Source organism: Bacillus sp. PK5-006 (assembly GCF_054161415.1).
Map to the genome: position 1 here is coordinate 3,539,856 of NZ_CP096414.1, position 26,249 is coordinate 3,566,104.

Consider the following 26,249-nt stretch of genomic DNA (forward strand, 5'->3'; position numbering starts at 1 on the left):
GTTCCCACTATACATCCCCCTTATCTTTTAACTGAAAGGCGATGATTTTTCCTAATGCTTCCTCAGCAGCAAAAGGCGCTACGTTGCCTGTTGGATTTTCTTGTTCTTGTTTTAAGCACTCGTACATGTTTTTTTCAATTTTTGATGGATCAATCCAAGAGATACACCATGATGCCCAGAAACAAGTAGGTCCCTCATAACGTTTCGCTAATGGCAGAAGAAATGGCAGACTAGGCTGACCAATCCTCATGAGTGACATGGCAGCTGCCATTCTTGTATCCTCTTCGTCACTTTCTAATAGCTGTGCTAGCGGTTCAGCTGCGTCCCCCGCATCTGCTCCAAATTCACCAAGTACAGCTGCTGCAATGTTCCGAAGAGAACCTTTTTCTTTTAAAGCTTCAACAAGGACGGGCACTGCATCTTTTCCTGATTTTCTCAATTCCCCTATTGCTTGAACGATCGTTACTTCATTTGTATTGGCCAATTGTTGAACTGATTGAGACAGCTTATTTTCTGGTTTCATTTACAATCAACTCCTCTTTTTAATGAACCGCACGGTATCGATAACAAAACACATAAAATCCAGCCCCAGCCGCTAGGGATACAATTGTAGTCAACAAGCCATCAGTGATGAGATGAATGCTAATCATGACCATCGCACTGATCACAAACGCAAATAGCAATGATCGATAATAGGCGGCCAAAGCAAAACTCCTTTCTCTTCTCAGAGGCTGCATAAAGGCAAAGAGCCGTATGGCCAAAAACCATATATAAACTCCTCCACCAAATAAGGTCCAATACAATACATCCTGAATCTCAACCAAATAAAGAGAAAGCAAGTAGAAAGCATACAGCCAAAAGGTTTGAAACACTTCTAACAGAATGATTTTTTGATATAAAGCACCTGGAAAAAGGTAGAGCACTCCTGTTTGTGCGTGTCTTACAATCCCTGCATAATATGAACTAAAAAGAACGGATGCAGCGATGACGATCAAGAATAGATTCAGCCAATCTGAAAAATAAGTAAAGACGACATAGTAAGTACCAATTAACAGCATAGTAGATAGTACATGGAAAATCATATACTTTTTTATCAGCAATAATTCAATCCAAAGAAAAGCCCAAATGCCCGTTAATGCCGGAAGTCCCCACCACGTATTGCCCTTTTTTTGAACGATTGGACTTGATTGAATTTGTTTCCCCTCAAATTCCTCCCAAAATACTGCCTCTTTGACTAAAGACTCCTTCATCTCTAAATGATGACTAGCCCTGTACATCATCATGAAAGATAGGAACATCACTCCAATAAAAATGAAGACAGAAAGAATGGAGAACTCTTCGATCATACGCCCAGCTTGAAACATCAAAGAATCAGCAATGTTCATCAATGAAGGCTGTTTCATCACCAATTGATTCAAAACAAGTAGTGCAAAGCTGAAAAACATCAAGACAAAACTGAGTAAGAGCAAACGCTTGTATACTCGAATGGTTCTAGCACAAGAAACCGCAATCATCCAAGTTTCAACCAAACATAACAGCCCTGTCAGGATGAGTGATTTTCCAAGCAGAAACGGGTACTGATGCGTCATAAAAAACAGAAGAAGGTCCGCAGCCAAAGCAGAGATAATGAAAAGAGCCCCTCGCCAGAAAATGTGATACATCCACACACTGATAACAACCGTCCATAAAGAAGCGCCATTTCCATATAACCAAATGATATCGTTCATCTGACTAGGCAGCCGATTTGTAAACAAACCAAAACCCGTATAAAGAACAAACAAACAGACAATAATCCATCCTGCTGCACTTGTATCCCAATCACCCATACTTGAAACTGCGCTTAGCTGAAAACCAATTGCCGCTATGAAAAGAAGTAAGATCAGAAAAGGCATTTTCTTTTCTTGATTTTTACTGATCAAGCGCCTTTGAGATTTCATCCATAAAAGGGAGAGTGTGTTATTCACTTGACCACTCCCCCAGAAGTTGAATGACTTCTGCCCTCCACTCAACCTGTTCTTCCTTTATTTGAGGAACATCCATACTCTTCATGATGGCACCGTCTCGAATCAATACCACCCTGCTGGCTGTATCGAGAACGAACTCCAGACTATGAGTCGACACAAAGACCGACCCACCTTGACTGCTTTTTTGTCTCAGCCAATTAGACAGCCACTGTTTAGACGGAATATCTAACCCGACAGTCGGTTCATCTAATATAAAAAGGGAGGCATCTTGAACAATGGCTCCTGCTAAGACGACACGCTGCTTTTGGCCTCTTGACAGCCTTCCGCACAGTTCATTCATCTTCTTTTCCATATGTACTTCTTTCAACGCTTCATATACCTTTTCCTTGATCTGTTTTAAGCCTTTATGATATCCACGTGCACGGAATTGAACATGTTCAGCAGCCGTTAAGTCTGGATACAAATACGGCTGATCAGGAATAAGAGCTACTTGTTTTTGGACATGGGCATGACCAGGCGGGAAACCCTCTATGAGAATTTCCCCTCCATCTGGTTTATATAGACCCGTTAAACATCGAATCGTTGTCGTCTTCCCAGCACCATTAGGCCCAAGCAGCGCCACAACCTCCCCTGGTTCGATGGAAAATGACAGATCCTCTATCCCATCACCATTGCTATATCGCTTGCTTACATTCTGAACCTCCATGAACGGCATCAAATCTCTCCCTTTGATTAGAGTGATGTATGCTTATCTATGGTGTGTCATAAAATCAAAAAACGAATGTCAATAGACCCACTAATCTCTTAACCTAATATTACCATATAGAGAATAACAAGGTAATAGGAATGAGATAATCTATTCTATAAACAACGGAAAAAGAAATTATATTATGTACAAAATAAAAAAAGATTGGGCTGCAGCATCCCAATCTTTTATCTATTAACCCTATACCATCTCCTGACACGCCCAAGCATCCACCTCAACCTTTAAAGCAGGTGAAGCCAAAGCCACCACATAAATCATCGTCATACAAGGCAGATGATCGCCTAAAAACTGCCCCATAATTTGTTTCCTGCTCTCAGCGTCGAACTCTCCAACGAGATAAAATACTAGTTTCGTTATATCTTCCACAGCCATATCTGCCGCTTCTACATTTCGTTTCACATTCTCTAACGCTAGCTCTAGCTGCTCCAACGGGCTCTCAGGAATTGTTCCATCCGCCTCCATCCCCACTTGACCTGATAGAGTTAACCACCGCTGTGGTCCAGTTGTTTCTATTTGATGGGTATATGGTGCAAGTGGCGGGTGAATGGTCTCAGGATTACGTGATGTTCTCATGAATAAAAACCCCTTTTCTGAAAATACAGTCAATTTTTCTCATCATATCAAATTTTCAACCGTATTCAGATTTTTATGCTCATAGTAAACTTTCAGAAACAATCGCAACAGGCTGCTATAATTCTTGTTTTCTAAAAAGAAAACATCCGATGAGAAAAAAGAAAACAATCAATACCGATACACCTAGAAAACTTGTAAGTGCCTGATCCGAATAAGTCCCTTTATGAATCATCTCTTCGGCTGCACTTGTCACGCCTTTAGGCGCAAACTTCCCTAATGTCTCTTCATAAAATGAAGGTACGGTAAACAGAATAAGGTTGATTAAAAGCGACACACCGCCAGCTGTGACAGAACGTTGAAAGAACGCCGAAGCACAAATGGTCGATACCACAATCAGCAATAAATTTGGATAATAAAGAAGTGTTCCTTTTAACACATTGACCCAATCCACATGCCCAAATTGAATGTCCACATAATAAACAGAGACAAGCACCGCCACCACCAAACTAAACAAAGTCAAACAGGCATAGGCGCATATTTTCGAGACATAGTAACTCGTTCGACTGATCGGTTTCACCATAATCATCGCGGTAACTCCAGAGGCACGCTCTCCAGCGATCGTCCCCATCACGATCATAATCAGGATAAACACACCTAGCGAATCAAATTTACTCAATGCACTCGCCAAAGCCTCTCCTGCACTAGGCTCTGGTATGTAAAATGTAGATCCTTCAGGTAAATTAGCTGATTTCGATAGAAGATCCGGCAGCATTTTGAGCGTAATAGGCTGTGTGATCATTAAAATCGTAAAAATGATAGGAACAAATAAGATTTTATAGCTAGTAAATAACTCCCTAAATTCCTTTTTCAACATCATCATGCATTCACAACCTTCATGAAAATATCTTCAAGCGTCAGCTTAGATAGTTGATAATGGAGGAGAACACCGCCAGATTCAGTGATGAGACAAGGCAGCTCCTTCAATGCTATTTGTTGATCGTTCACTCGCACCTGATAAGCGTTTTCTGTCTCAATACATTCCTCCATCCAATGCCGCTCTTTTAACAAAGCCACTAATTTCGTATTCTGTTGTTCTAATTGAAATTCAATCACTGGCTGGATATAGTCTTCTTTGATCTGTTTCATGGAAGAAGACATCTCAATTTTGCCACTATTGATCATGATAATATAGTCCGCCACTCGTTCAATGTCATCTAAAATATGGGTAGACATAAAGATCAACATCTCTTGTTTCAGACGCTCAATCAATGTCAGAACGTCTTTTCTCCCCATGGGATCAAGTGCAGACACAGGTTCATCCAAGATGAGAACCTTCGGGCTGTTGATAAGCGCTTGCGCAATGGCAAGGCTTTGCTTCATTCCCCCGCTATAGCTGCCAATGGCACGATCCTTCGCCTCATATATGCGGCAAAGCTTCAACAGCTCCTCTGTTTTGGAGCGAATGATTTTTTTCTCTAAATGAAATAACCCGCCAACCCAATGCATCCACTCCTGCCCCGTCATATCCTGATAAAATGCAGGATGCTGCGGACAATACCCTATCACATGACTGATTTGATCCATCTCCTTTGTGACATCCAAACCTGCCACCTTCACGACCCCAGAAGTAGGACGAGCAAGCCCCGTCAAAATCCGGATCGTCGTTGTCTTCCCCGCTCCATTGGCTCCTAAAAAGCCAACACATCCAACCTCCCCAACAGAAAACGAAACATTTTTTAAAACTTCATTCGGACCATACGATTTCGTCAGCCCATGACACTCCAGCATATTCAAGCAAATCCCCCCCTTTTAAGATGATTTACGACCAAAAATCAAATACACAATAGGACCGACACTCGCCACAAACACGATCACCAACGCCCAAATCCACTTCACCTCTCCTCTGATCCTCGATGGATCTCTTTTCAGCAAATCAAACAAACCAATCACCATCAACATCGCTTGCAGCAAAATAAGAGGTAATATCATCTTCATATCCATCCACGCCACTCCCTTTTCAAACGCCAATTCGTTTTGGTATTACTTCTTTTGACGACATGAAGAGTGAATTCGTTCAAATGGATTTTATTTTTATTGGTCGAATGATCTATAAATATAAAAAAGCCCAGTGAAGGTTAGTTCACTGGGCTTGCTTGTTATTCTCATGATGAACCTCGCAAAATCTTTTCCATCTTCTTTCCTTTCGCTAACTCATCAATCAGCTTATCCATATACCGAATGTTCTTCATGGTTTCTTCCTCAATGTCCTCTACCCGTACACCACAGATGACTCCTTTGATTAAACTGCGGGAAGGATGAAGCTCAGGAGCCTCGGCAAAAAATGTTTCTATACCTGTATTTTTATCCACCTGTTCCTGCAACTCTTCTGGACTGTACCCTGTTAACCAACAAATAATCGTATCGACTTCAGCCTTTGTTCGTCCTTTTCTCTCTGCCTTTGCGATGTAGAGAGGATAGACTTTTGCAAAGCTCATTGTGTAAATTTTAGGTTTGGTCATGTGTCTGCTCTCTTTCTTTATTATTTAACCTGTATTACCTGCGCAAGGTGCATTTGGCATTCTATTTATAATGTACTTAGCACATTATAACCCATGTAAATCTTCTAATATTGTACCCTTAATCAAAAATCTTCGTACGTTCCAGTTCTAATGAAACAAAAATACCCCTTTAGAAAACGATATCTAAAGGGGTATAACAGCTGTTTTTATTTAATCCCTACTCCACCGTCACACTCTTCGCAAGGTTACGTGGTTTATCCACATCACACCCGCGGTGAAGGGCTGCGTAGTAAGCAATCAGCTGTAATGGGACAACAGATGCAAGTGGTGCAAGTGCTGGGTGTACAGCTGGAAGGACGAAACGGTCGCCTTCGTCTTCTAGGCCTTTTAGTGAGATGACACATGGGTTTGCTCCGCGTGCAACGACTTCTTTGACGTTACCGCGAATGCTGAGGTTCACGTGCTCTTGCGTTGCAAGGGCAATGACCGGTGTGCCTTCTTCAATTAAAGCAATTGTGCCGTGTTTGAGTTCTCCGCCAGCAAAGCCTTCTGCTTGGATGTAAGAGATCTCTTTTAGTTTTAGTGAACCTTCAAGGCACACATAGTAGTCAAGTCCTCTTCCGATAAAGAATGCGTTACGTGTCACTGTGAAGAAGTCACGAGCGATTTGTTCCATTTCATCCTTTTGATCGACAAGGGCTTCCATTGCGTTTGCTACAATACCAAGCTCTTTCACAAGATCAAAGTCAAGAGATTGACCATTTAATTCAGCTGCAACAGATGCAAGGATTGCAAGGACAGCGATTTGAGCTGTGTAGGCTTTTGTTGAAGCCACTGCAATTTCTGGTCCTGCATGAAGAAGCAATGTGAAGTCCGCTTCACGAGAAAGCGTAGATCCTGGTACGTTTGTGATCGTTAATGCTTTATGACCAAGCTCTTTGACTTGAACAAGTACAGCACGGCTGTCCGCAGTCTCTCCAGATTGAGAAAGGAAGATGAACAACGGCTTTTTCGATAGAAGCGGCATGTTGTAAGAGAATTCACTTGCTACATGGACTTCTACAGGTACTTTTGCCCAGTCTTCAATGTATTGTTTACCGACAAGTCCAGCATGGTAGCTCGTTCCGCAAGCCACAATGTAAATGCGGTCTGCTTCTGCTACCGCGCTTGCGATATCGCCAGCGACTGACAGTTTGCCGTTTTCGTCTTGATATTCTTGGATGATTTTGCGCATAACAAGCGGCTGTTCATCCGTTTCTTTTAACATGTAGTGAGGATATGTGCCTTTCTCAATGTCGCTTGCATCAAGCTCAGCGATATAAGAAGGACGTGTCATGATATCACCGTCAAGGTTTTTAATAATAACCTCGTCTTTTGTGACAATGACCATTTCTTTATCCATTAATTCCGCATATTCGTTTGTTACTTGAAGCATCGCCATTGCGTCAGAAGCCACAACGTTGAAATCTTCGCCGAAACCAACCAATAATGGGCTTTTGTTTTTCGCCACATAGATTGTTTCTTTGTTTTCGTTATCAAAAAGGGCAATTGCGTAAGAGCCTTTTAGTTGAAGAAGCGTTTGACGGAAAGCTTCCTCTGTATCAAGACCTCTGCTGACAAATTGTTCGATGACTTGAACAACAACCTCTGTATCTGTGTCGCTTTTTAGTGTGACGTCTTGTAAATATTCGCGTGTCAATTGTACATAGTTCTCAATGACACCGTTATGAACAAGCGTAAAACGGCCAGAAGCACTTTGATGCGGATGCGCATTTAGATGGCTTGGTACACCGTGAGTTGCCCAGCGTGTATGTCCGATTCCTGCTGAAGATGCTACGTTTGCATCCACGACTTCACGAAGCTCAGCGATACGTCCTTTTTCTTTGAACACATGCACGCCATCTTCGTTTGCCACAGCGATACCTGCTGAATCATACCCGCGGTACTCAAGCTTCTCTAAACCTTTTAATAAGATTTCCTTCGCATCATTCTGACCAATATAACCTACGATTCCACACATAAATATTCTTCCTCCCGATCATGTGAAAGGGACAAAGAAAGCCTACTAAAATAGAAGGGACATTTCTTTGTCCCTCTCTACATGTTTAATTTGGGAGATCATGTGTATTCCCTTTGTACAAAGAGTCACCTCTTTGCTTTAAAGAAACACTTACGGCTGTGATCTCTTTTTTGATCAGCCGGGAGGCATCCGCCGAAAATTCGATAACCTCCATCCTCGTCAACTAAGCATCTTTCGTCCGATCGCTTAGTTCGGGCGCTATAATTATAAGAGAGTTTCTGAACATCTACCCTGCCTTTCCTGATAGAATAAAAATCCAGTAACACAAGGATGATTGTACTATAAGGTCTGACCTCCGTCAATCACAATTTAGCGGGTGATCCCCTTCATTTGAGAAAGTGAGACCTCCATACACTATATGCTATGAGGCTTGTCACGTTCTACCTTTGATGTGCTCTCCTATGTATGAAGGCAGCTTCAAGTTGCCCTCGCTTATATCATTCGTATAGATCCATCCAATTATGTCGTTTATTCAAAAAAAAGCAAACCGCTGGCAGCGGTTTGCCTTCACCTATTACTCAATACCCATTTCTTCTTTCACAACAGCTGTAATTCGAGCCACATATTCATTACACAGCTCTTTTGTTTTCGCCTCTGCCATGACACGTACAAGCGGCTCTGTCCCCGATGGACGAACAAGGATACGGCCGTCACCATTCATCTCTTTTTCGACCTCTTGGATCACCGATTTTACTTTTTCATTTTCTTCTACTTTATATTTATCAGACACTTTCACATTCACTAAAAGCTGCGGGAACTTTTCCATTTCCGCTGCAAGCTCTGATAATGTTTTCCCTGTCGCTTTGAGCGTATTCACAAGCATGATCGCAGAAAGCATGCCATCACCTGTCGTATTATAATCAAGGAAAATCAAATGACCTGACTGCTCGCCGCCGACATTATAGCCGTCTTTTTTCATCGCTTCAACCACATAGCGGTCACCAACAGCAGTTTGAATGCTCTTAATGCCTTGCTTCTCAAGCGCTTTATAGAAACCAAGGTTACTCATAACCGTTGACACGACGGTGTCATCCTTTAATCGGCCTTCATCCTTCAAATAACGTGCACATATGTACATAATTTGATCGCCGTCTACGATATCACCTTTTTCATCGACTGCAATTAAACGGTCACCGTCACCATCAAACGCAAGACCAATATCTGCACCCTTCTCCTTCACAAAAGCAGAAAGTGCTTCTGGATGAGTGGAGCCTACACCATCATTGATATTCAATCCGTTTGGAGATGTTCCCATTGTGGACACATCAGCATCTAAATCTGCAAATAAATGTGTCGCTAGAGAAGAGGTTGCACCGTGTGCACAGTCAAGCGCCACGTGAATACCTGTGAAATCCTCGTCCGCTGTCTGCTTTAAGAATTGCAAGTATTTCTGACCGCCTTCAAAGTAGTCGTTCACCGTTCCAAGATCGGCTCCAACTGGGCGTGGTAATTGATCGACTGGCTGATCCATCAGCTGCTCAATTTCGTTTTCCTGTTCATCTGACAGCTTAAAGCCGTCACCGCCGAAGAATTTAATGCCGTTGTCTTGAACTGGATTGTGAGAAGCAGAAATCATGACACCCGCTTCAGCATCCATTGCCTTCGTTAAATAAGACACACCAGGTGTTGAGATCACACCTAGACGCATCACTTCAGCTCCAATTGAAAGTAAGCCTGCAACAAGCGCTCCTTCTAACATATGACCAGATACACGTGTGTCTCGACCAACGAGTACCTTTGGACGTTCTTTATCCTTCGTGAGCACATAGCCGCCAAATCTCCCAACTTTAAATGCGAGCTCTGGCGTTAATTCGCTATTCGCTACACCCCTTACACCATCAGTTCCAAAGTACTTGCCCATGTTTCAATCGCTCCTTTTTTACCATTCAAGAGGACGCATCGTCCTCTTTTTTATCTTCTTTGACCCGCTGTCTTTGACTCGATTCTTTCTTTGCTTTATCTTGCGTGGATTCTTCTTTACTCTTCTCACCCTGATCATCGTCATCAGTGGATGGATCTTGTTGATCTTTTTGATCCTTCCGATCATTCGTAGACGCTGGCTGATCCTCTGTATCAGTAGAAGTGAGTTTCACTTTGACCTTTGATCTCGATAATGTCCAAGTCACATTTTGAGGACCATTTACTTGAACTTTGACCTCATGGGTTCCTTCGTTCAAGTCCCCTGCATTGATATAGGCTTCAACATCTGAAGCCTTTAGTTTATCAATCGCACTCTTTGATCCCTTTGCTGTTAACGTGAGCCGTCCAGAAGAGGGGCTCACAAAATTAGAAGTGAGATCCTTGCTCAAACCCACGACAGAAATCGGTACATTATCGATCTTTTTTTCTTCAGCTGTTGCAACCTTCACTTTGATCTTAACGGTTTCGGGTGATACCTTTTTCACACCATCTGGCAGGGGAATATCGGCATCAATCTCCGTATCATCTTTGATCTTGCTTAGGTCCAGCTTGACGCCATCAATAAAATCAAGGGCATCCAGCACCTTTTGAGAGCCGTACACTGTGACCTCACTCGGGCTTGTCTCAATGCTTGAGATGCTGATCCCTTCTGGCAAGCTGCCCGTCCGCTCAATTTTAAAAGGAACCTTTTTGCTTGGACTCGAGATTGGGACCGTAATATCCACCACGGACGGACTTACTTCGACTGGCAGCTCATTCCCGCTGCTATCATACACAGTGAGCTTCGCCTCTTTTTCAATTTGCTGATCGACATCTTCTAAGTTCACAAAAGCTTTAATGACAGAAATTTTGTCGATGACGTCCTTTGATCCAGTAACTGTGACCTTTTTCGGATTCACAATGGGCTGTTCAGGTGAATAGCCGTCTTTGATTTTATTTTGATTATAAAACTCGGTTTCAACAGGAAATTCAGCTGTCGTTTTTTCTTGTATCGTCACAGTCGTCACAGATGGATTAATCGATAGTGTGAGTCCCTTCGATACATCTCTTGCCTTCAGCTCCACTTTATGTGTACCTGTCGATAAGTTCTGCATGTCTGCGTAAATTTCAAAATTCTTTGTTTGTCTTGCTGTTTTCACAGCACTAGTTGATCCTTTAATCGTGACATTGACTGTCTGCGGCACACCAGTGACGACGTACTTCTCGTCATCATAATACGCTTTAACAGGAATGTCGGTTAAAGTTGCTTCATCTGTCGTCGATGTTGGGAAAAAGGATTCACCGATTTTTTTCGGCGTGGGCGCTTGCGCTGAATTGACTGCACCATACAGCAATAAAGCGAAGACCAATGCAAGAAGCTTAACGGCCCAGCGATTATTTAAAATCTTATCCATTTTTCTTGCCCCTCCAATACCATTTGGTCGAGGAAGCATCTTTGCTGTTCTTACTAAATTCAGCAATCAGCATTTCTTCAAGCGCTTCTTCTGTCAATTCTCGGTGGAGATCACCATTCCTTGCGACAGAAATACCGCCAGTTTCCTCAGAAACGATGACAGTTAAGCTGTCTGTCACTTCACTAATTCCGACTGCAGCCCTATGACGCGTCCCCAGCTCCTTAGAGATAAAAGGGCTTTCTGACAGCGGTAAATAGCAAGCTGCAGCTGCAATCTCATCCCGTTTCATAATGACAGCACCGTCATGAAGCGGTGTATTCGGAATGAAAATATTAATGAGCAGCTCTGAACTCACCTTTGCATTCAAAGGAATTCCTGTCTCTATGTAATCATTCATTCCGGTATCGCGCTCAATTGTCAGCAGTGCGCCGATTCTGCGTTTCGCCATATAGTTAATTGCTTTTGTAATTGCCTCGATCGTTTTCTGCTGCTGTTCCTCTACAGGTGTCCCGCTTCTTGAGAAGAAACGGCCGCGCCCAAGCTGCTCAAGCGCTCTCCTTAGCTCTGGCTGAAAAATAATAATGATCGCAAGGAATCCCCACGTAATCGCTTGATCCATCAGCCATTGAAGTGTGTTAAGACCGAGATACGCACTTCCCATCCTGACGAGAACAATGACCACAATTCCCTTTAAAAGCTGAACCGCTTTTGTTCCGCGGATGACCATCATTAATTTATATATCACATACCAAACAACGAGAATATCAACAGCATTACCGAGGTACTGCAAAAAAGGAATATCCCCTAAAGCCATTTCCTCGTCCTCCAGAATTTTCAGTTATTCTTCGTTTGATGCATTTTTTAATATAAAAATAGCCTATGTATCAATACATAGCGTGGCTATTATACCACATTTTGTTTCAGCAAGGAAAATAGTTGCCATATCTGGCTGAGTTGCTAGTATGCGTGAATCCCACTAATGTATAGAAAAAGAGCAGCCCCCTTAGAGGCTGCTCTTTAAGCCGATTGAGTTACTTTTGCTCCTCTGGCCCAATGACCCGCATTACGTTTTGTGCTGTTGATTTCATTTTGTACCAGATCCAATCAAACACTTCATTAATTTCATTAATTTGACCAGTGACTTGTCCGGCAGAAGCAGTCAACTGTTCCCCATTGACGACGGTGACATTTCCATCAACCTTGCCTTCTACAATCAGCTTGCCATTTTTGACAGTGACATCACCCTTTACGGTTTCCCCTTTAGGTACGGTCACTGTATCATTTTCAACGACGAGATTCGGCTGCTTTGACACACTGAAATTATGATCGGTATTCCAGCTCGTAAACAGACTGCCTCCCATTAAAATGAGAAAGAGGGCAGCGGCTACCATCAGCGGGTGAGCTTTGATCCATCTTTGAACCGACACACGCTTTTTCTCCTTTGGAAGACCTGCCATCACCTTTGCAGTGAAATCAGATGGTGCTTCTATATGAGATGTACTCTGCACTAGCGCGATGGATTTCTCAATTTGTTGAAAATGAGTACGGCACTCCTCACACGATTGCAGATGGCTTTTTAATTCTTTTTCGTCTTGGGGCTCAATGTCCCCGTCTAAATACTGATGCATAAGCTGGACGATTCTATCCTGACAGCTCATCAAAATCACCTCACTCAAAGGTCTCTCAACTGTTTCCGGAGAGCCTCTCTACCCCTGTGTATTCTCGTTTTCACCGTACCAACTGGTATATTCAGAATCTCACTAATTTCTTTTAACGAGAGTTCATCAATATACTTTAATACGATGACCGAACGATATTTATCGGGTAATCTTAAAATTTTTTGCTGAATGGTACTCGATAATTCAAGAGACACCACCTCATCCTCTGGCAAAATACCATCAGCAGCAATTTGAGAATACATATTTAATCCTTCTGTTCCTGCCACCTCTGCATCTAAATAATAATCCGGCTTTTTTTTGCGAATACGGTCGATGGTCAGGTTGGTTGCAATGCGGTACAGCCACGTGGAAAACTTACGATTCACATCAAAGCTTTCGATATTCACATAAGCACGAATAAAAGCCTCCTGCGCAATATCCTCCGCTTCATGTGCATTCCCAAGCATACGGTAGCACAGCTGATAAATTTTGTCTTTATACAGGTCTACGATGTCTGCAAATGCGTTCTGGTCGCCTTTTTTCACTTGCTTAATTCTCTTTTTAATCATTGTGTCCATAGTATATTCAACCTCTGCCTTCACCGGTCTTTATGTATACGAACCTCTTTCCAAAAGGTTTCATTCTCCTCTAAAAAATAGTGTAACAAATTTTTGACAGTGTGTTACGCTTATCAACCGGTAAAAACCTTAACATATCCTTAAATTTTCCCAAAACAAAAAAAGAACGGGAACAAGTCCCGCTCTACAATAGCTTTTCACCCATTAATGAACCAATTAACGCAACTGCCGCTTCAGCGGTTTTGTTTTTCTCATCTAAAACTGGATTTACTTCAACAAATTCAGCAGACGTTAAAATACCCGCCTCCTCTAAAAGCTCCATTGCGAGATGACTCTCCCGGTAACTAATGCCCCCTGCTACCGGAGTACCTACACCAGGGCATTCCGCTGGATCTAATCCATCTAAATCAAGCGACAGATGGACACCATCTGTTCTCTCCTTTAGATACGCAATCGCTTCCTCCATCACCCTTGTCATCCCTAAACGATCAATTTCATGCATCGTATACACTTTAATGCCTTTCTCTCGAATCAATGCCCGCTCTCCTTCATCTAAAGATCGAGCACCAATTATAACGACATTTTCAGGCTTCAATTTAGGCGAATAACCGCCAATGTTCGTTAAATCAGCATGCCCAAAACCGAGACTGACAGCAAGCGGCATGCCATGAATATTTCCAGAAGGAGACGTTTCCTCCGTATTCAAATCCCCGTGTGCATCATACCAAATGACCCCTAAGTTTTCATAATGCTTGGCAACCCCAGCAAGTGTGCCAATCGCAATGCTGTGATCACCGCCTAAAATGAGCGGAAACGAACCAGATTGCACAATACTGTCAACCTTCTCAGCAAGCAGCTGATTTGCCCCAGCATTCTCCGTCAAATTTTTCAGCTTTTCACTTGTATATAAACCTTTCTCATCATCTCTTTGTTCAACTGGAATATCTCCAAGATCCTCTACATCAAATGATAGCGTTTCCAATTTTTCTTTTACGCCTGCACAACGAATCGCACTCGGGCCCATATCGACGCCCCTTCTCGTTTGACCCAAGTCCATTGGAACTCCAATAATCGTGACCTTCTTTTGCTCTCCCATATGTACATCCCCTTTCCGTTCATGCTTATATTTTACTTTCTTGATGCCTTCTGACTCAACTCGACAACATTTTGAATAGTTATACAGTCCCTCTGCCAACATAAAAAAGACACCTTTTTGAAAAAGGTGTCTTAACTGGGCTAGCTGGATTCGAACCAACGCATGACGGAGTCAAAGTCCGTTGCCTTACCGCTTGGCTATAGCCCAAAAATGGTGGAGGGGGACGGATTCGAACCGCCGAACCCGGAGGGAGCGGATTTACAGTCCGCCGCGTTTAGCCACTTCGCTACCCCTCCACATATGGAATTGATAAAGAAAAAACAGTGCCGGCAAGAGGACTTGAACCCCCAACCTACTGATTACAAGTCAGTTGCTCTACCAGTTGAGCTACACCGGCATATGGTGGAGGATGACGGGCTCGAACCGCCGACCCTCTGCTTGTAAGGCAGATGCTCTCCCAGCTGAGCTAATCCTCCACATCATGGTGACCCGTACGGGATTCGAACCCGTGTTACCGCCGTGAAAGGGCGGTGTCTTAACCGCTTGACCAACGGGCCAGTTTGTCAAGTTTGTTGTTTCCGTGAAGCTGACAAAAGTTATTATATACAGGTTGTCCCCCTTTTGTAAAGGGGATTTTTATTTTTTTTATTTTCTAACTATTTACTCCCTATTCGTTCAACAATTTGACTGAAATATAATTTCAATATTCAAATATAATATTGAAATTTCATATCATACTCAATATACTGAAAATGAAGAAATAAGGAGGTATGTCACATGCAGCCATCTCAACTGCGTTCTTTGACAACAGAATCAAGAAACCCAAACACAATGGGAATTTCTCAAGCAGATCCGCTTGAAATACTCCAGATGATCAATGAAGAAGATATGAAGGTCGCTCAAGCAGTCAACCTTGTACTTCCACATGTCAAAACAGCAAGTGACTTTGCTTATGAGTCCATCTCAAATGGAGGCCGACTCGTTTATTTAGGCGCCGGAACAAGCGGCAGAATTGGCGTAATGGATGCTGTCGAATGTCCGCCAACCTATAGCGTCTCACCTGATGTCATTGTTGGCATCATGGCAGGCGGAGACTCAGCTTTTTCTCAAGCTGCCGAAGATGTGGAAGACAGTGAAGATGCCGGCAAACAGGATTTAGTACACATCCACCTGACATCAAAAGATACAGTCGTCGGTATTGCCGCAAGCGGCAGGACACCTTATATCATCGGCGCTTTAAACTACGCAAAGTCAATTGGAGCTAAAACAGTAGCACTCAGCTGCAATGAACAAGCAGAAATTAGCGAGCTTGCAGATTGCGCCATTGAGGTTATTGTAGGACCAGAAGCCATCACTGGGTCAACAAGAATGAAAGCAGCATCCGCTCATAAAATGATTTTAAATATGCTTTCCACCTCAGTCATGATCAGACAAGGCAAAGTATATGAAAACCTGATGGTTGATGTAAAAGTCAGCAATCATAAATTAAAAGAACGCGCCATCACCATCATTCAACATGTGACAAATGCTTCCTACGAACAAGCCGTGAAGACTCTTGAAGCAGCAGACTTAGAAGTCAAAACTGCCATCGTCATGCTTCAAACAAACACAGATAAGAAAACAGCCAAAGATTTACTTAACAAAACGAATGGCCATATTGACAAAGCGATCTCACGTTATCAATCCTAAAGGAGGCAGAGCTCATGTCAGCAGGTGGACTTACCCTACTACACACAATCAAATCAAAGCTTCCCCAATCTGAAAAAATCATTGCAGACTATATCCTTGCCCATCCAGACAAAGTCATTAAAAGTACAGTACACGAAATCAGTCAGGAAGCCGGCGCAAGCAGCTCTGCTGTCATCCGTCTTTGTAAATCTCTCGGGCTGGAGGGCTATCAAGATTTAAAAATGCGGATCGCTGGAGACTTGATGCATGACGATAAACAAGGCTACAGAGATATCGAACAAGATGAACCGCTTCAATCCATTATTCAAAAAACAGCAGGAAACTCGATTCAATCGATTAAGGACACCGCTTCTATTTTAAATGCAGATGCTTTAGAAAAGGCTGTTCAATTACTGCTGCATGCAAACCAAATTCATTTTATCGGTGTTGGTGCATCTGGCATCGTCGCAGCTGATGCCCAGCAGAAATTTCTCAGAATTAACTATGCAGCAACAGCCTTCACTGACATGCACATTGCCTCCACCGTCATCGCAAATGCAGGAGAGAATGACATTGTGTTTGGGATCTCCTTTTCAGGAGAAACGTTAGACATCATTCAAGCCCTTCAGCTCGCAAAAGACAATCAAGTGAAAACCATTGCTTTAACACATCCAGGTCATACAAGCGTTTCTGCCTTATGTGATGTTCACCTATCGACGTCCGGTTCCAATGAAGCACCTTTTCGCAGTGCTGCCACTTCCTCTAGAATGGCACAGCTCTACTTAATTGATGTCTTGTTCCTCAGTTTAGCTTCTCGTCAATATGAAGAGACAGCCCAATATATTGACAAAACAAGGCATGCCATCCGCTCCATGAAACGAAAATCAAAGGGGGATTCAACATGAGTCATCAAAAGAAATATCAGCAGTTGGCGAAAGACATTCTTTCACTCTGTGGTGGTTCTGAAAATATCTCTTCCCATACACATTGTATGACAAGGCTCCGAATTACACCGATGGACAATGAAAAAGTTCACGTCACAGCAATCAAAGAACTCGATGGCGTCATTGGCGTCGTCGAAGCAGAAACGCTTCAAATCATTTTAGGCACTGGCGTTGTCAACCAAGTATCAAGTGCGTTTGAAGAGCTGCTAAATGCCTCTGGCTCTTATGATTTAAACAACGAAGCACAAAAAAACAAGCAAGCCATTTCACAAAAGAACCGCACCCCGTTCAAGCTGTTCTTACGTCGGATTGCCAGCATTTTCATCCCAATCATTCCGGCACTAGTTGCCTCAGGTCTGATTACCGGGATAACAAAAGCAATCGTGCAAGCAGGCTGGCTTGACGAAAAATCTCAAGCTGCGATTATTTTAACGGTTATCGGTTCTGGCCTTTTCGCTTATCTCGGGATATTAGTCGGGACAAATGCCGCAAAGGAATTTGGAGGCTCTCCTGCATTAGGCGCATTAGCTGGTATCCTTATTATTAACCCAGCCTCCGCAGACATTATGTTATTTGGCACAAACATTCTACCAGGCAGAGGCGGACTCATCGGTGTTCTTCTAGCCGCCATCTTTATGGCACTTGTGGAAACCCGAATTAGACGCTTCGTCCCGCAATCACTTGATATCATCGTCACACCAACCATCACACTACTCATTACAGGTATTTTCACGTACGTTGTCTTCATGCCAGTCGGCGGATTTATATCTGATGCCATCACCTCAGGACTGACTTATCTATTGAATATGGGCGGAATTTTCGCAGGATTTGTTCTTGGTGCTACCTTCCTCCCACTTGTTGTAACAGGACTTCACCAAGGGCTGACACCGATTCATATGGAACTCATCAATTCAATTGGAGATGACCCGCTTCTGCCAATTCTCGCTATGGGCGGTGCAGGACAGGTAGGCGCTGCATTCGCCATTTATATGAAAACAAAAAAGAAAAAGCTCAAAAGAGCCATTGCTGGTGGACTTCCTTCAGGGATGCTGGGCATTGGCGAACCACTCATTTTTGGTGTCACACTCCCGCTGGGACGACCATTTCTCACCGCTTGTCTTGGTGCAGGAATCGGCGGCGCATTTCAAGCCTACTTCCAAATTGCGACGAAAGCCATCGGAGTATCCGGTCTTCCATTAACCTTTATTGTTCACACACATCAAATGCTTCTTTACTTAATTGGACTATTCATCGCATATGTTGCTGGATTTTTCTTCACATACTTATTTGGGTTTCATGATGATATGGCTGTTGAATTCGAGGATCACAATCAATAAGGAGGTCTAGACCTTGAAGAAATGTTTTCTTTTGATCACATGTCTGCTCATGCTCCTTGGGTTACCAGTACAAACATTTGCAACTAGCTCCCATCCTGTATCGTCTTTGTCTAAAACAGCTCATGAAGAATATCCCGTCTTAAAAAAAGCAAAACGACCGGAACAAGTAGGTGTTTCTTCCAGGCAGCTGAGGAAGGTTGATCAAATGATTCAAAATGACATCAAAGCAGGATTTCCAGGAGCCGCTCTCATCATTATCAAGGACGGAAAGATCGTTCATCAAAAAGCCTATGGCTACCGGCAAAAATATGATGGCACAACAGAACTCAAATCGTATAAAAAAATGAAAAAAGATACACTATTCGATTTGGCATCCAATACAAAAATGTATGCGACCAACTATGCCCTGCAAAAGCTTGTCTACGAGAAAAAACTTGATGTCAGCGAAAAAATACAGACCATCCTTCCAGATTTTCAGGATGAACCTGATGCAAAGGTAACCGGTAAAGACCAGCTTCGGGTAAAAGATCTTCTCACCCATTCTGCGGGTCTCCCTTCCAGTGTCTTATTTTATAGCAAAGAATCAGCTGGCTCTTTTTTCTCTCAAGACAGAAAAACAACGATGAAATGGCTGCCAAAGGTACCGCTGCAATACAAGCCAGGTACCCAGCACATTTATAGTGACATTGATTACATGCTGCTAGGCATGATCATCGAGAAAAAAACAGGCATGCCTCTTGATCAATATGTCGAGTCAACGATTTATCGGCCGCTAGGTCTCAAACATACAATGTTCAATCCGCTGCAAAAAGGGTTCAAGCCGAAACATTTTGCAGCAACTGAACGTTTAGGCAATTCACGAGACGGTGTCATCGATTTTGAAAACATCCGACGGTACACCCTGCTAGGTGAAGTACACGACGAGAAAGCATATTACTCAATGGCGGGTATCTCCGGCCACGCTGGACTTTTCTCGAACACCTCAGATATGGCCGTGCTGCTTCAACTGATGCTTAATAAAGGAGGCTATGGAAAAACAACCATTTTTGATCAGGCTTCTATCGATCTCTTTACAGCCTCATCTGATACGAACCCAACTTACGGGCTAGGCTGGCGAAAAAACGGTCATACTGACATGGAATGGATGTTTGGAAAATATGCAAGTAACGAAGCCTATGGGCATACTGGCTGGACCGGCACAATGACGTTGATTGATCCTAAACACAATTTAGGTGTCGTGTTGCTGACGAATAAGAAACATTCACCCGTTGTTTCACCAGAAACAAATCCTAATCAATTTGAAGGCGACCTATTCCCAACTGGTACTTATGGAAGCATCATGACCGCAATCTACGAATCTTTTCAGTAAAAGGAGGAATTCGATGTTGAAAGCTCTCTTCCCCGCTGCACTGGTTTTAGCTCTGCTAACCTCTTCCATTCCAACGGAAAAGGTTAGCTCTGCCTCTCTGCCAACTGCTAAACAAATGGTTCAAGACATGTCACTGGATGAAAAGATAGGTCAAATGCTCATGCCGGACTTTCGCAATTGGCAAACAAAAGATGAATCCGCACCTACAGGCTTCACAAAGATGAATAACGAAGTATCTCATCTTGTAGAAAAATATCATCTAGGCGGTGTCATCTTATTTGCTGAGAATGTCGTTGATACAAAACAAACCGTGAAACTCACCCATGAATTTCAAAAAGCATCACCAAACATTCCTTTACTCATTTCCATTGATCAAGAAGGCGGAATCGTCACAAGGTTACAAAAGGGAACACATTTCCCAGGAAATATGTCGATTGGTGCCTCTAGAAGCAAAAAAAATGCATATGACACAGGAAAAATCATCGGAAAAGAATTAAACGCCTTAGGCATCAATACAAACTTCTCTCCTGTGCTTGATGTGAATAATAACCCAAACAACCCCGTCATTGGTGTCCGTTCCTTTAGCTCTGATCCTGCTCTTGTCTCTAGACTTGGCCTTCAAACCATGAAAGGACTTCAAAAGGAAAAGACCATTTCCACACTAAAACATTTCCCGGGACATGGTGATACAGCCGTCGATAGTCACTACGGCTTGCCGCTCGTAGAGCATGATCTAGATCGTTTAAGAAAGGTTGAGCTGTATCCGTTCCAACAAGCGATCAATGCTGGTGCAGATATGGTCATGACCGCTCATGTGCAATTTCCTGCCATTGATGACACAACGTATCGAAGCAAAAAAGATGGCGAGGACATCATGGTTCCAGCAACCTTATCAAAAAAAGTCATCACAAACTTATTAAAAGAAGAGATGGGCTTTCAAGGTGTTGTTGTGACAGACGCTCTAAATATGAAAGCGATTGCAGATAATTTCGGACAGGAAGAAGCCGTAGTGATGGCCATTAAAGCAGGTGTCGACATCGCTCTCATGCCAGCACCAGTCACCTCATTAAAAACAGAGAAAAACCTAGAGAATGTATTCAATGCTGTCAAACAAGCGATTTTAAAGAAAGAGATTCCGATATCTCAGATTAACGAATCTGTCGAAAAAATTCTTCAATTGAAAATCAAACGCGGCATTATTTCCTCCAAAAAACCAGTCAGTCTTGAGAAAAAAATCAAAAAAGCCACTCAAGTCGTCGGGAAAAAGTCGCACCTTAAAGCAGAACAAAAAATGGCACGTGAAGGAATCACCCTGCTTAAAAACAACAAAAAGACCTTACCTTTCAAGCCTAAAAAGAATGACAAAATCGTGGTCATGGCACCTTACGAAGATCAGACTAAAGCAATGTCTGTCACAGTCGAATCTCTCATGAAACAAAAAAAGATCAAGCCTGTACGCATCCAGTCATATGCTTTTGCGGATAAAACGTTCACCAAAGATACAGCCAAACTGATTCAAGAAGCTGACTATGTCATCACTGGCTCTTACGTTGTCCAAAATGATCCAGCTGTGAATGATGGCGTAATTGATGACAATGTCCAGGATCCGAAAAAATGGGCTACTGCCTTCCCTCGTGCTGTCATGAAAGAAGCAGCAGCACAAAACAAAAAAATGGTCATCATGAGCCTTAGAAATCCTTATGATGCGGCAAATTTTGAAGAAGCCGATGCCTTACTAGCTGTGTACGGTTTTAAAGGCTACTCAAACGGACAATTCAATCAGCCAAATATTCCTGCTGGACTAGAAGTGATATTTGGAGCTGCATCACCTAAAGGGAAACTGCCAGTTGATATCCCATCTGTCACTCATCCAAATCAAACCCTTTACCCATTCGGCTATGGCCTCAACTTGAAAGGGAAACAGATCAAATAGGAGGGATTCTCTTGAAGAAAACAGTCAGTTTCATACTCGCAAGCTTTCTCATGATGAGCACATTGACCGCCGCCTCTCCCGCAGAAGAACGAACAGATACAAAAGGAAAAAAAACAGCAGTCAAAACAGGGATTGAAACACTTCTCTCAAGCAACCTTTCATGGCTAAAAGGGAAAAGAGTTGGTCTCATTACCAACCCGACTGGCATTGATGCAAATATGAAAAGCAGTGTCGATCTCCTATTTGAACATCCAAATATCAAGCTCACTGCTTTATATGGACCTGAACACGGCGTGCGCGGCGATGCACAAGCAGGAGAAGGCGTCGAATCCTATACCGATGAAAAAACAGGTCTTCCTGTTTACTCTCTTTATGGAAAAACAAGAAAACCAACTCCTGAAATGCTGAAAAATGTAGATGTCCTGCTGTTTGATATTCAAGACGTTGGTACTCGTTATTACACCTATATTTACACAATGGCCTATGCGATGGAAGCCGCTAAAGAAAACAACATTCCCTTTGTTGTCCTAGACCGCCCAAATCCCATTGGCGGACTAAAAGTAGAAGGACCTGTTTTAGAGCCTGAACACGCCTCATTTGTAGGGCTCTATCCAATCCCATTAAGACATGGAATGACCACTGGTGAGCTTGCAAAACTGTTTAACAAAGAGTTTCATATCAATGCTGATGTAACAGTCATCAAAATGAAAAATTGGAAGCGGTCCATGACATTCGATGATACAAAGCTGCCGTTCGTCCTTCCTTCTCCTAACATGCCAACAGTGGATAGTACCTTTGTATATCCTGCCACAGGATTAATTGAAGGCACAAATGTCTCTGAAGGCAGAGGAACGACAAAACCATTCGAGCTCATTGGTGCACCATATATCAATAGCGGCGAGCTGGCAGATCATTTAAATCAGCTAAAACTAAAAGGCGTTCAATTTAGACCTGTGTCATTCACCCCCACATTTTCTAAACATGCCGGTACACTATCTCATGGTGTGCAGTTATACGTCACAGACCGCTCATCCTTCGAAGCAGTGAAAACGGGGTTATCCATTATCAAAGCAATACATGATTTATACCCTAATGACTTTCAGTTCCTTCAAACAGGCAGCTTTGACAAACTCATCGGGAATGGCTGGATGAAAGAAGAAATCAATAAAGGAACTTCCGTCAAACACATTATGAAACGCTATCATCACGACCTTAAAACATTCGAAAAGAAGCGAAAAAAATATCTCATCTATTAAATCACAGAAAAAACCTCCATCTATCAAAGGATGGAGGTTTTTTTCATGAGAAAGATTTGGTCACAGCAGGTGCTTTCAGCTCAAAACGATTGAGTAAGAAACCAAACAAGGCAGCAAGCACTTGCTGAAACAGCATGCCAATCACCACAGGAACAGCGACAGCAGGCGGGAAAAAGCTAATGGCAAGCACAGCCCCCGCACTAATGTTTCTCATACCGCCCGTATACACGATGGCCACAATCTCTCCTTGAGTACATTTCATCGTCTTTCCAATCAACCATGCAAACGCATATCCGCTCATCGCAATGAGAAACACAGTCGCTGCCTTGCTAAAAAATGCGGCATCCAGTTCACGCAAGTATGGCGCAACAACAGAACTGTTAATCGACACCACTACAAACAAGCCTATTTTTGAAAAAGGTGACAGTGTCTGACTGATCATTTTCGTCACAGCAGGCTTTGCATAGTGACGAACGAGCATGCCTAAAATAGATGGAAGCACCACCATCCCAAACAGCCCTTTCATGATCGCGACCATGTCCATATGAACCTGTGTACCGGCTAAAAGTGACAAACTGGCTGGCACAATCAATGGCGAAAGCAATGTATCAATTAAAATAATGGATAATGTTAACCCAACATTCCCCTTATACATTGCCGCCCATATTAAACTAGAAACTCCTGTGGGAATCACCATTGCCAGTGTCAAACCGGTGATGGTCATGGCATCACCCGCAAATATGAGATGTCCCGCTGACCAAGCATAAAGAGGCATCAACACGTGTAAAATCATAAACGATAAAATCAAAGGCAATGGGTGCATCACCGTATGCTTTAAAGCCGAAAAAGTAGAAGACAAACTCCCTGCAAAGGTCATCACAGCAAATACCCATGGTACCAAAAACGTAAAATCCTTTAAATAGGCCGCCAACAAAACACCGAGTAACACACTAAAAGGTGTAATGAGCGGCATCATCCGGCCGAGCACTTGATTCAAACGCACAAGCATGCCGGCCACCTCCATCCCTTCACTTTCTTACCTTTTCTATTGTAACAGACAGAAAGGTCTTTTTAAGAACCATTCACTTGTTTCACAAGCTTTTGACTTGATGTATCCATTCCAACTACGTCCACCTGGACGCCATTTGATTGATACCTTTCCTTTATACGTTCTATCGCTGCTACGCCTGATTCATCCCATATACGTGCTTCAGACAAATCAATCACAACAGATTGGAGTTCTTTCCCCTGATGGAAAGCTTGGATCAAATCAGTGACAGAAGCAAAAAAAATTTGTCCTTTAACTCGATATTCCCAAGTACCTGCCTGGCTTTCTTTAGACGTAATATGAAGCTTCGATATCTTCGCGACAAAGAATACCGCACTAAGCAGTACACCTGCAAAAACGCCTTTTGATAAATCATGAGTCAACACCACCGTCACGACCGTGACAACCATCACAATAGAATCTGTTTTCGGATTCTTTTTTAGCTGCTGAAAGGAACTCCAATCAAATGTGCCAATGGAAACCATGAACATCACAGCCACTAGAGCAGCCATCGGAATTTGAACCACGACATCACCTAGTACAAAAATCAGCACCATTAAAAAAGCACCCGCTACAAAGGTAGAAAGCCGGCCTCGTCCTCCTGCCTTCGTATTAATCACAGATTGGCCAATCATCGCACAGCCAGCCATACCACCAAAGAATCCCGCAACCACATTGGCAATCCCTTGACCTCTCGCTTCCTTATTCTTATTACTAGACGTCTCTGTCATATCATCGACAATCTGTGCGGTTAAAAGAGACTCAAGTAAACCAACCATCGCAAGTGCTAAAGAATAAGGAAAAATGATAGCAAGTGTTTCCCAGTTAAACGGAACTTGAGGTATCAGAAAAACAGGCAAAGAACTAGGAAGCTCTCCCATATCTCCAACTGTTCTAACATCAATATGTCCAAATACGGCCAATATCGTCATTACAATAATGGCAATGAGTGGGGAAGGTATCACCTTTATCACCATAGGCAATAAATAAATGATCAGCAAGGCGCCCCCTGTCATCATATACATAGCCATTGATTCCCCAACGAAATGTGGAAGCTGAGCCATGAAGATCATAATAGCCAACGCATTGACAAAGCCAACCATGACGGACCTCGGAATAAATTTCATCAAACGAGACACTCGGCACAATCCAAACACAATTTGAATCAAACCCGTCAAAATCGTAGCTGCAAACAAATATTGCAACCCATGATCAGCGACCAAGTTAACCATGACAAGAGCCATAGCCCCTGTTGCAGCCGAAATCATGCCTGGGCGTCCACCAACAAACGAAATCACAATCGCGATACAAAATGATGCATACAAGCCGACCTTCGGATCAACGCCCGCAATAATCGAAAACGCAATTGCCTCAGGAATTAAAGCCAGTGCGACTAATATACCCGCAAGCACGTCCTGACGTACATGTCCAAACCATTCTTGCTTTACAAATAAATCTTTCAAACCATCTACTCCTTTTTATATACATACCGTACATGGAAAAAGAAGATCAACTATACCTGGAGATAAAGAAAGGGAAAAAAAACGATACTTCACTTTCGGGGGAAAAGAGGAACGTACAGAGTCTTTTAATATAGAGGATATCACTTTAGTAAGAATAAAAGAAAGAGAATGAAGAATCTAGAACAAAAAGAAGGGATAAGTAAAAAATCGATGCAACACTTCTGTGCACGCCGTTTTATTCTCTTTCCTAATGTCATCAGTCTACTGGTCATCGAGCAGTTCAATATATATGTAAACAAACAAAAAAAGCCTTCTCATCATCGAGAAACCTTGTCATATCAACATATAGAGGAAAGCTTCCAAGCGGGCTCGAACCGCTGACCTCTTCCTTACCATGGAAGTGCTCTACCTACTGAGCTATGGAAGCATGGCTCCGCAGGTAGGACTCGAACCTACGACCGATCGGTTAACAGCCGATAGCTCTACCACTGAGCTACTGCGGAATGATAAAGTAACTTCTTCCATTGGAAGGATATAAACAAAAAGCTTGGCGGCGTCCTACTCTCACAGGGGGAAACCCCCAACTACCATCGGCGCTGAAGAGCTTAACTTCCGTGTTCGGTATGGGAACGGGTGTGACCTCTTCGCTATCGCCACCAAACCTGATGGAGAGAATGTTCTCT

23 protein-coding genes, 7 tRNA genes and 1 rRNA gene are annotated in these 26,249 nt (G+C 42.9%); 6 read left to right on the forward strand and 25 right to left on the reverse strand.

Annotation, left to right across the window (positions count from 1 at the left end):
• Positions 1-7 precede the first annotated feature (7 nt).
• The 20 genes from M1D84_RS17955 to M1D84_RS18050 form a co-directional block, all read right to left on the reverse strand.
• Positions 8-523: a HEAT repeat domain-containing protein gene (locus M1D84_RS17955; RefSeq protein ID WP_024424437.1), complete on the reverse strand. Its 516-nt coding sequence runs from the start codon at positions 521-523 to the stop codon at positions 8-10.
• 19 nt (positions 524-542) lie between these two features.
• On the reverse strand, positions 543-1,964 hold the full coding sequence (skfF, locus tag M1D84_RS17960) for a sporulation killing factor system integral membrane protein (protein ID WP_024424438.1): 1,422 nt from the start codon (positions 1,962-1,964) through the stop codon (positions 543-545).
• Positions 1,957-2,679: an ABC transporter ATP-binding protein gene (locus tag M1D84_RS17965; RefSeq protein ID WP_024424439.1), complete on the reverse strand. Its 723-nt coding sequence runs from the start codon at positions 2,677-2,679 to the stop codon at positions 1,957-1,959. The genes skfF and M1D84_RS17965 overlap by 8 nt, the downstream gene beginning before the upstream one ends.
• 231 nt (positions 2,680-2,910) lie before the next feature.
• Entirely contained in the window at positions 2,911-3,303 is a 393-nt protein-coding gene (locus M1D84_RS17970; protein ID WP_024424440.1) for a RidA family protein, read from the reverse strand.
• Between the two features lie 115 nt (positions 3,304-3,418).
• Positions 3,419-4,183 carry an ABC transporter permease gene (locus M1D84_RS17975; RefSeq protein WP_024424441.1) on the reverse strand — a complete coding sequence of 255 codons (765 nt, stop codon included), beginning with the start codon at positions 4,181-4,183 and terminating at the stop codon, positions 3,419-3,421.
• Entirely contained in the window at positions 4,180-5,097 is a 918-nt protein-coding gene (locus M1D84_RS17980; protein WP_458106363.1) for an ATP-binding cassette domain-containing protein, read from the reverse strand. Before M1D84_RS17980 ends, M1D84_RS17975 begins: the two co-directional genes overlap by 4 nt.
• Positions 5,098-5,112: 15 nt before the next feature.
• A complete protein-coding gene (locus tag M1D84_RS17985) occupies positions 5,113-5,304 on the reverse strand; it encodes a PLD nuclease N-terminal domain-containing protein (protein ID WP_024424443.1) in 192 nt (63 codons plus the stop codon).
• A 161-nt stretch (positions 5,305-5,465) separates the two neighbouring features.
• The gene (locus tag M1D84_RS17990; RefSeq protein ID WP_024424444.1) at positions 5,466-5,822 is read right to left on the reverse strand and encodes a DUF2200 domain-containing protein; all 357 of its coding nucleotides are present in this window, start codon (positions 5,820-5,822) and stop codon (positions 5,466-5,468) included.
• A 217-nt stretch (positions 5,823-6,039) separates the two neighbouring features.
• Positions 6,040-7,842: a glutamine--fructose-6-phosphate transaminase (isomerizing) gene (gene glmS, locus M1D84_RS17995; protein WP_024424445.1), complete on the reverse strand. Its 1,803-nt coding sequence runs from the start codon at positions 7,840-7,842 to the stop codon at positions 6,040-6,042.
• Between the two features lie 574 nt (positions 7,843-8,416).
• Complete coding sequence (gene glmM / locus M1D84_RS18000) at positions 8,417-9,763, reverse strand: phosphoglucosamine mutase (protein WP_024424446.1); 1,347 nt, start codon at positions 9,761-9,763, stop codon at positions 8,417-8,419.
• Between the two features lie 25 nt (positions 9,764-9,788).
• Complete coding sequence (locus M1D84_RS18005; protein ID WP_024424447.1) at positions 9,789-11,216, reverse strand: CdaR family protein; 1,428 nt, start codon at positions 11,214-11,216, stop codon at positions 9,789-9,791.
• Positions 11,209-12,030 carry a diadenylate cyclase CdaA gene (gene cdaA / locus M1D84_RS18010; protein WP_008344027.1) on the reverse strand — a complete coding sequence of 274 codons (822 nt, stop codon included), beginning with the start codon at positions 12,028-12,030 and terminating at the stop codon, positions 11,209-11,211. Before cdaA ends, M1D84_RS18005 begins: the two co-directional genes overlap by 8 nt.
• Before the next feature lie 217 nt (positions 12,031-12,247).
• Positions 12,248-12,874: an anti-sigma-W factor RsiW gene (rsiW, locus tag M1D84_RS18015; RefSeq protein WP_024424448.1), complete on the reverse strand. Its 627-nt coding sequence runs from the start codon at positions 12,872-12,874 to the stop codon at positions 12,248-12,250.
• A 14-nt stretch (positions 12,875-12,888) separates the two neighbouring features.
• On the reverse strand, positions 12,889-13,452 hold the full coding sequence (sigW, locus tag M1D84_RS18020; protein WP_024424449.1) for an RNA polymerase sigma factor SigW: 564 nt from the start codon (positions 13,450-13,452) through the stop codon (positions 12,889-12,891).
• 184 nt (positions 13,453-13,636) lie between these two features.
• Entirely contained in the window at positions 13,637-14,548 is a 912-nt protein-coding gene (rocF, locus tag M1D84_RS18025; protein WP_024424450.1) for an arginase, read from the reverse strand.
• 135 nt (positions 14,549-14,683) lie between these two features.
• Positions 14,684-14,755: transfer RNA gene (locus M1D84_RS18030), tRNA-Gln, on the reverse strand.
• A gap of 4 nt (positions 14,756-14,759) precedes the next feature.
• Positions 14,760-14,844: transfer RNA gene (locus M1D84_RS18035), tRNA-Tyr, on the reverse strand.
• A 28-nt stretch (positions 14,845-14,872) separates the two neighbouring features.
• Positions 14,873-14,945 (reverse strand) — tRNA-Thr (locus tag M1D84_RS18040).
• A gap of 3 nt (positions 14,946-14,948) precedes the next feature.
• Positions 14,949-15,024, reverse strand: a tRNA-Val gene (locus M1D84_RS18045).
• Positions 15,025-15,030: 6 nt separating this feature from the next.
• Positions 15,031-15,105: transfer RNA gene (locus M1D84_RS18050), tRNA-Glu, on the reverse strand.
• 220 nt (positions 15,106-15,325) lie between these two features.
• Here M1D84_RS18050 and murQ point away from each other — a divergent pair.
• From murQ to M1D84_RS18080, 6 genes are read left to right on the forward strand one after another with little or no spacing between them, the layout of a single operon-like run.
• Positions 15,326-16,237 carry an N-acetylmuramic acid 6-phosphate etherase gene (gene murQ / locus M1D84_RS18055; RefSeq protein WP_024424451.1) on the forward strand — a complete coding sequence of 304 codons (912 nt, stop codon included), beginning with the start codon at positions 15,326-15,328 and terminating at the stop codon, positions 16,235-16,237.
• Positions 16,238-16,251: 14 nt separating this feature from the next.
• Positions 16,252-17,121, forward strand: a complete 870-nt coding sequence (locus tag M1D84_RS18060; protein ID WP_024424452.1) for a MurR/RpiR family transcriptional regulator — start codon at positions 16,252-16,254, stop codon at positions 17,119-17,121.
• Positions 17,118-18,497, forward strand: a complete 1,380-nt coding sequence (locus tag M1D84_RS18065) for a PTS transporter subunit EIIC (protein WP_024424453.1) — start codon at positions 17,118-17,120, stop codon at positions 18,495-18,497. Before M1D84_RS18060 ends, M1D84_RS18065 begins: the two co-directional genes overlap by 4 nt.
• 13 nt (positions 18,498-18,510) lie before the next feature.
• Positions 18,511-19,866 carry a penicillin binding protein PBP4B gene (gene pbp4b, locus M1D84_RS18070; RefSeq protein ID WP_103132666.1) on the forward strand — a complete coding sequence of 452 codons (1,356 nt, stop codon included), beginning with the start codon at positions 18,511-18,513 and terminating at the stop codon, positions 19,864-19,866.
• A 13-nt stretch (positions 19,867-19,879) separates the two neighbouring features.
• Entirely contained in the window at positions 19,880-21,799 is a 1,920-nt protein-coding gene (locus M1D84_RS18075) for a glycoside hydrolase family 3 protein (protein ID WP_103132667.1), read from the forward strand.
• 50 nt (positions 21,800-21,849) lie between these two features.
• Positions 21,850-23,055, forward strand: a complete 1,206-nt coding sequence (locus M1D84_RS18080) for an exo-beta-N-acetylmuramidase NamZ family protein (protein ID WP_374756273.1) — start codon at positions 21,850-21,852, stop codon at positions 23,053-23,055.
• Between the two features lie 43 nt (positions 23,056-23,098).
• Here M1D84_RS18080 and M1D84_RS18085 read toward each other — a convergent pair whose 3' ends face one another.
• From M1D84_RS18085 to rrf, 5 genes are all read right to left on the reverse strand, one after another.
• A complete protein-coding gene (locus M1D84_RS18085) occupies positions 23,099-24,064 on the reverse strand; it encodes a bile acid:sodium symporter family protein (RefSeq protein ID WP_024424456.1) in 966 nt (321 codons plus the stop codon).
• A 62-nt stretch (positions 24,065-24,126) separates the two neighbouring features.
• Positions 24,127-25,566: a SulP family inorganic anion transporter gene (locus tag M1D84_RS18090; RefSeq protein ID WP_024424457.1), complete on the reverse strand. Its 1,440-nt coding sequence runs from the start codon at positions 25,564-25,566 to the stop codon at positions 24,127-24,129.
• A 354-nt stretch (positions 25,567-25,920) separates the two neighbouring features.
• Positions 25,921-25,993 (reverse strand) — tRNA-Thr (locus M1D84_RS18095).
• A gap of 1 nt (position 25,994) precedes the next feature.
• A tRNA-Asn gene (locus M1D84_RS18100) sits at positions 25,995-26,069 on the reverse strand.
• Between the two features lie 42 nt (positions 26,070-26,111).
• A 5S ribosomal RNA gene (gene rrf, locus M1D84_RS18105) occupies positions 26,112-26,227 on the reverse strand.
• Positions 26,228-26,249: the final 22 nt, after the last annotated feature.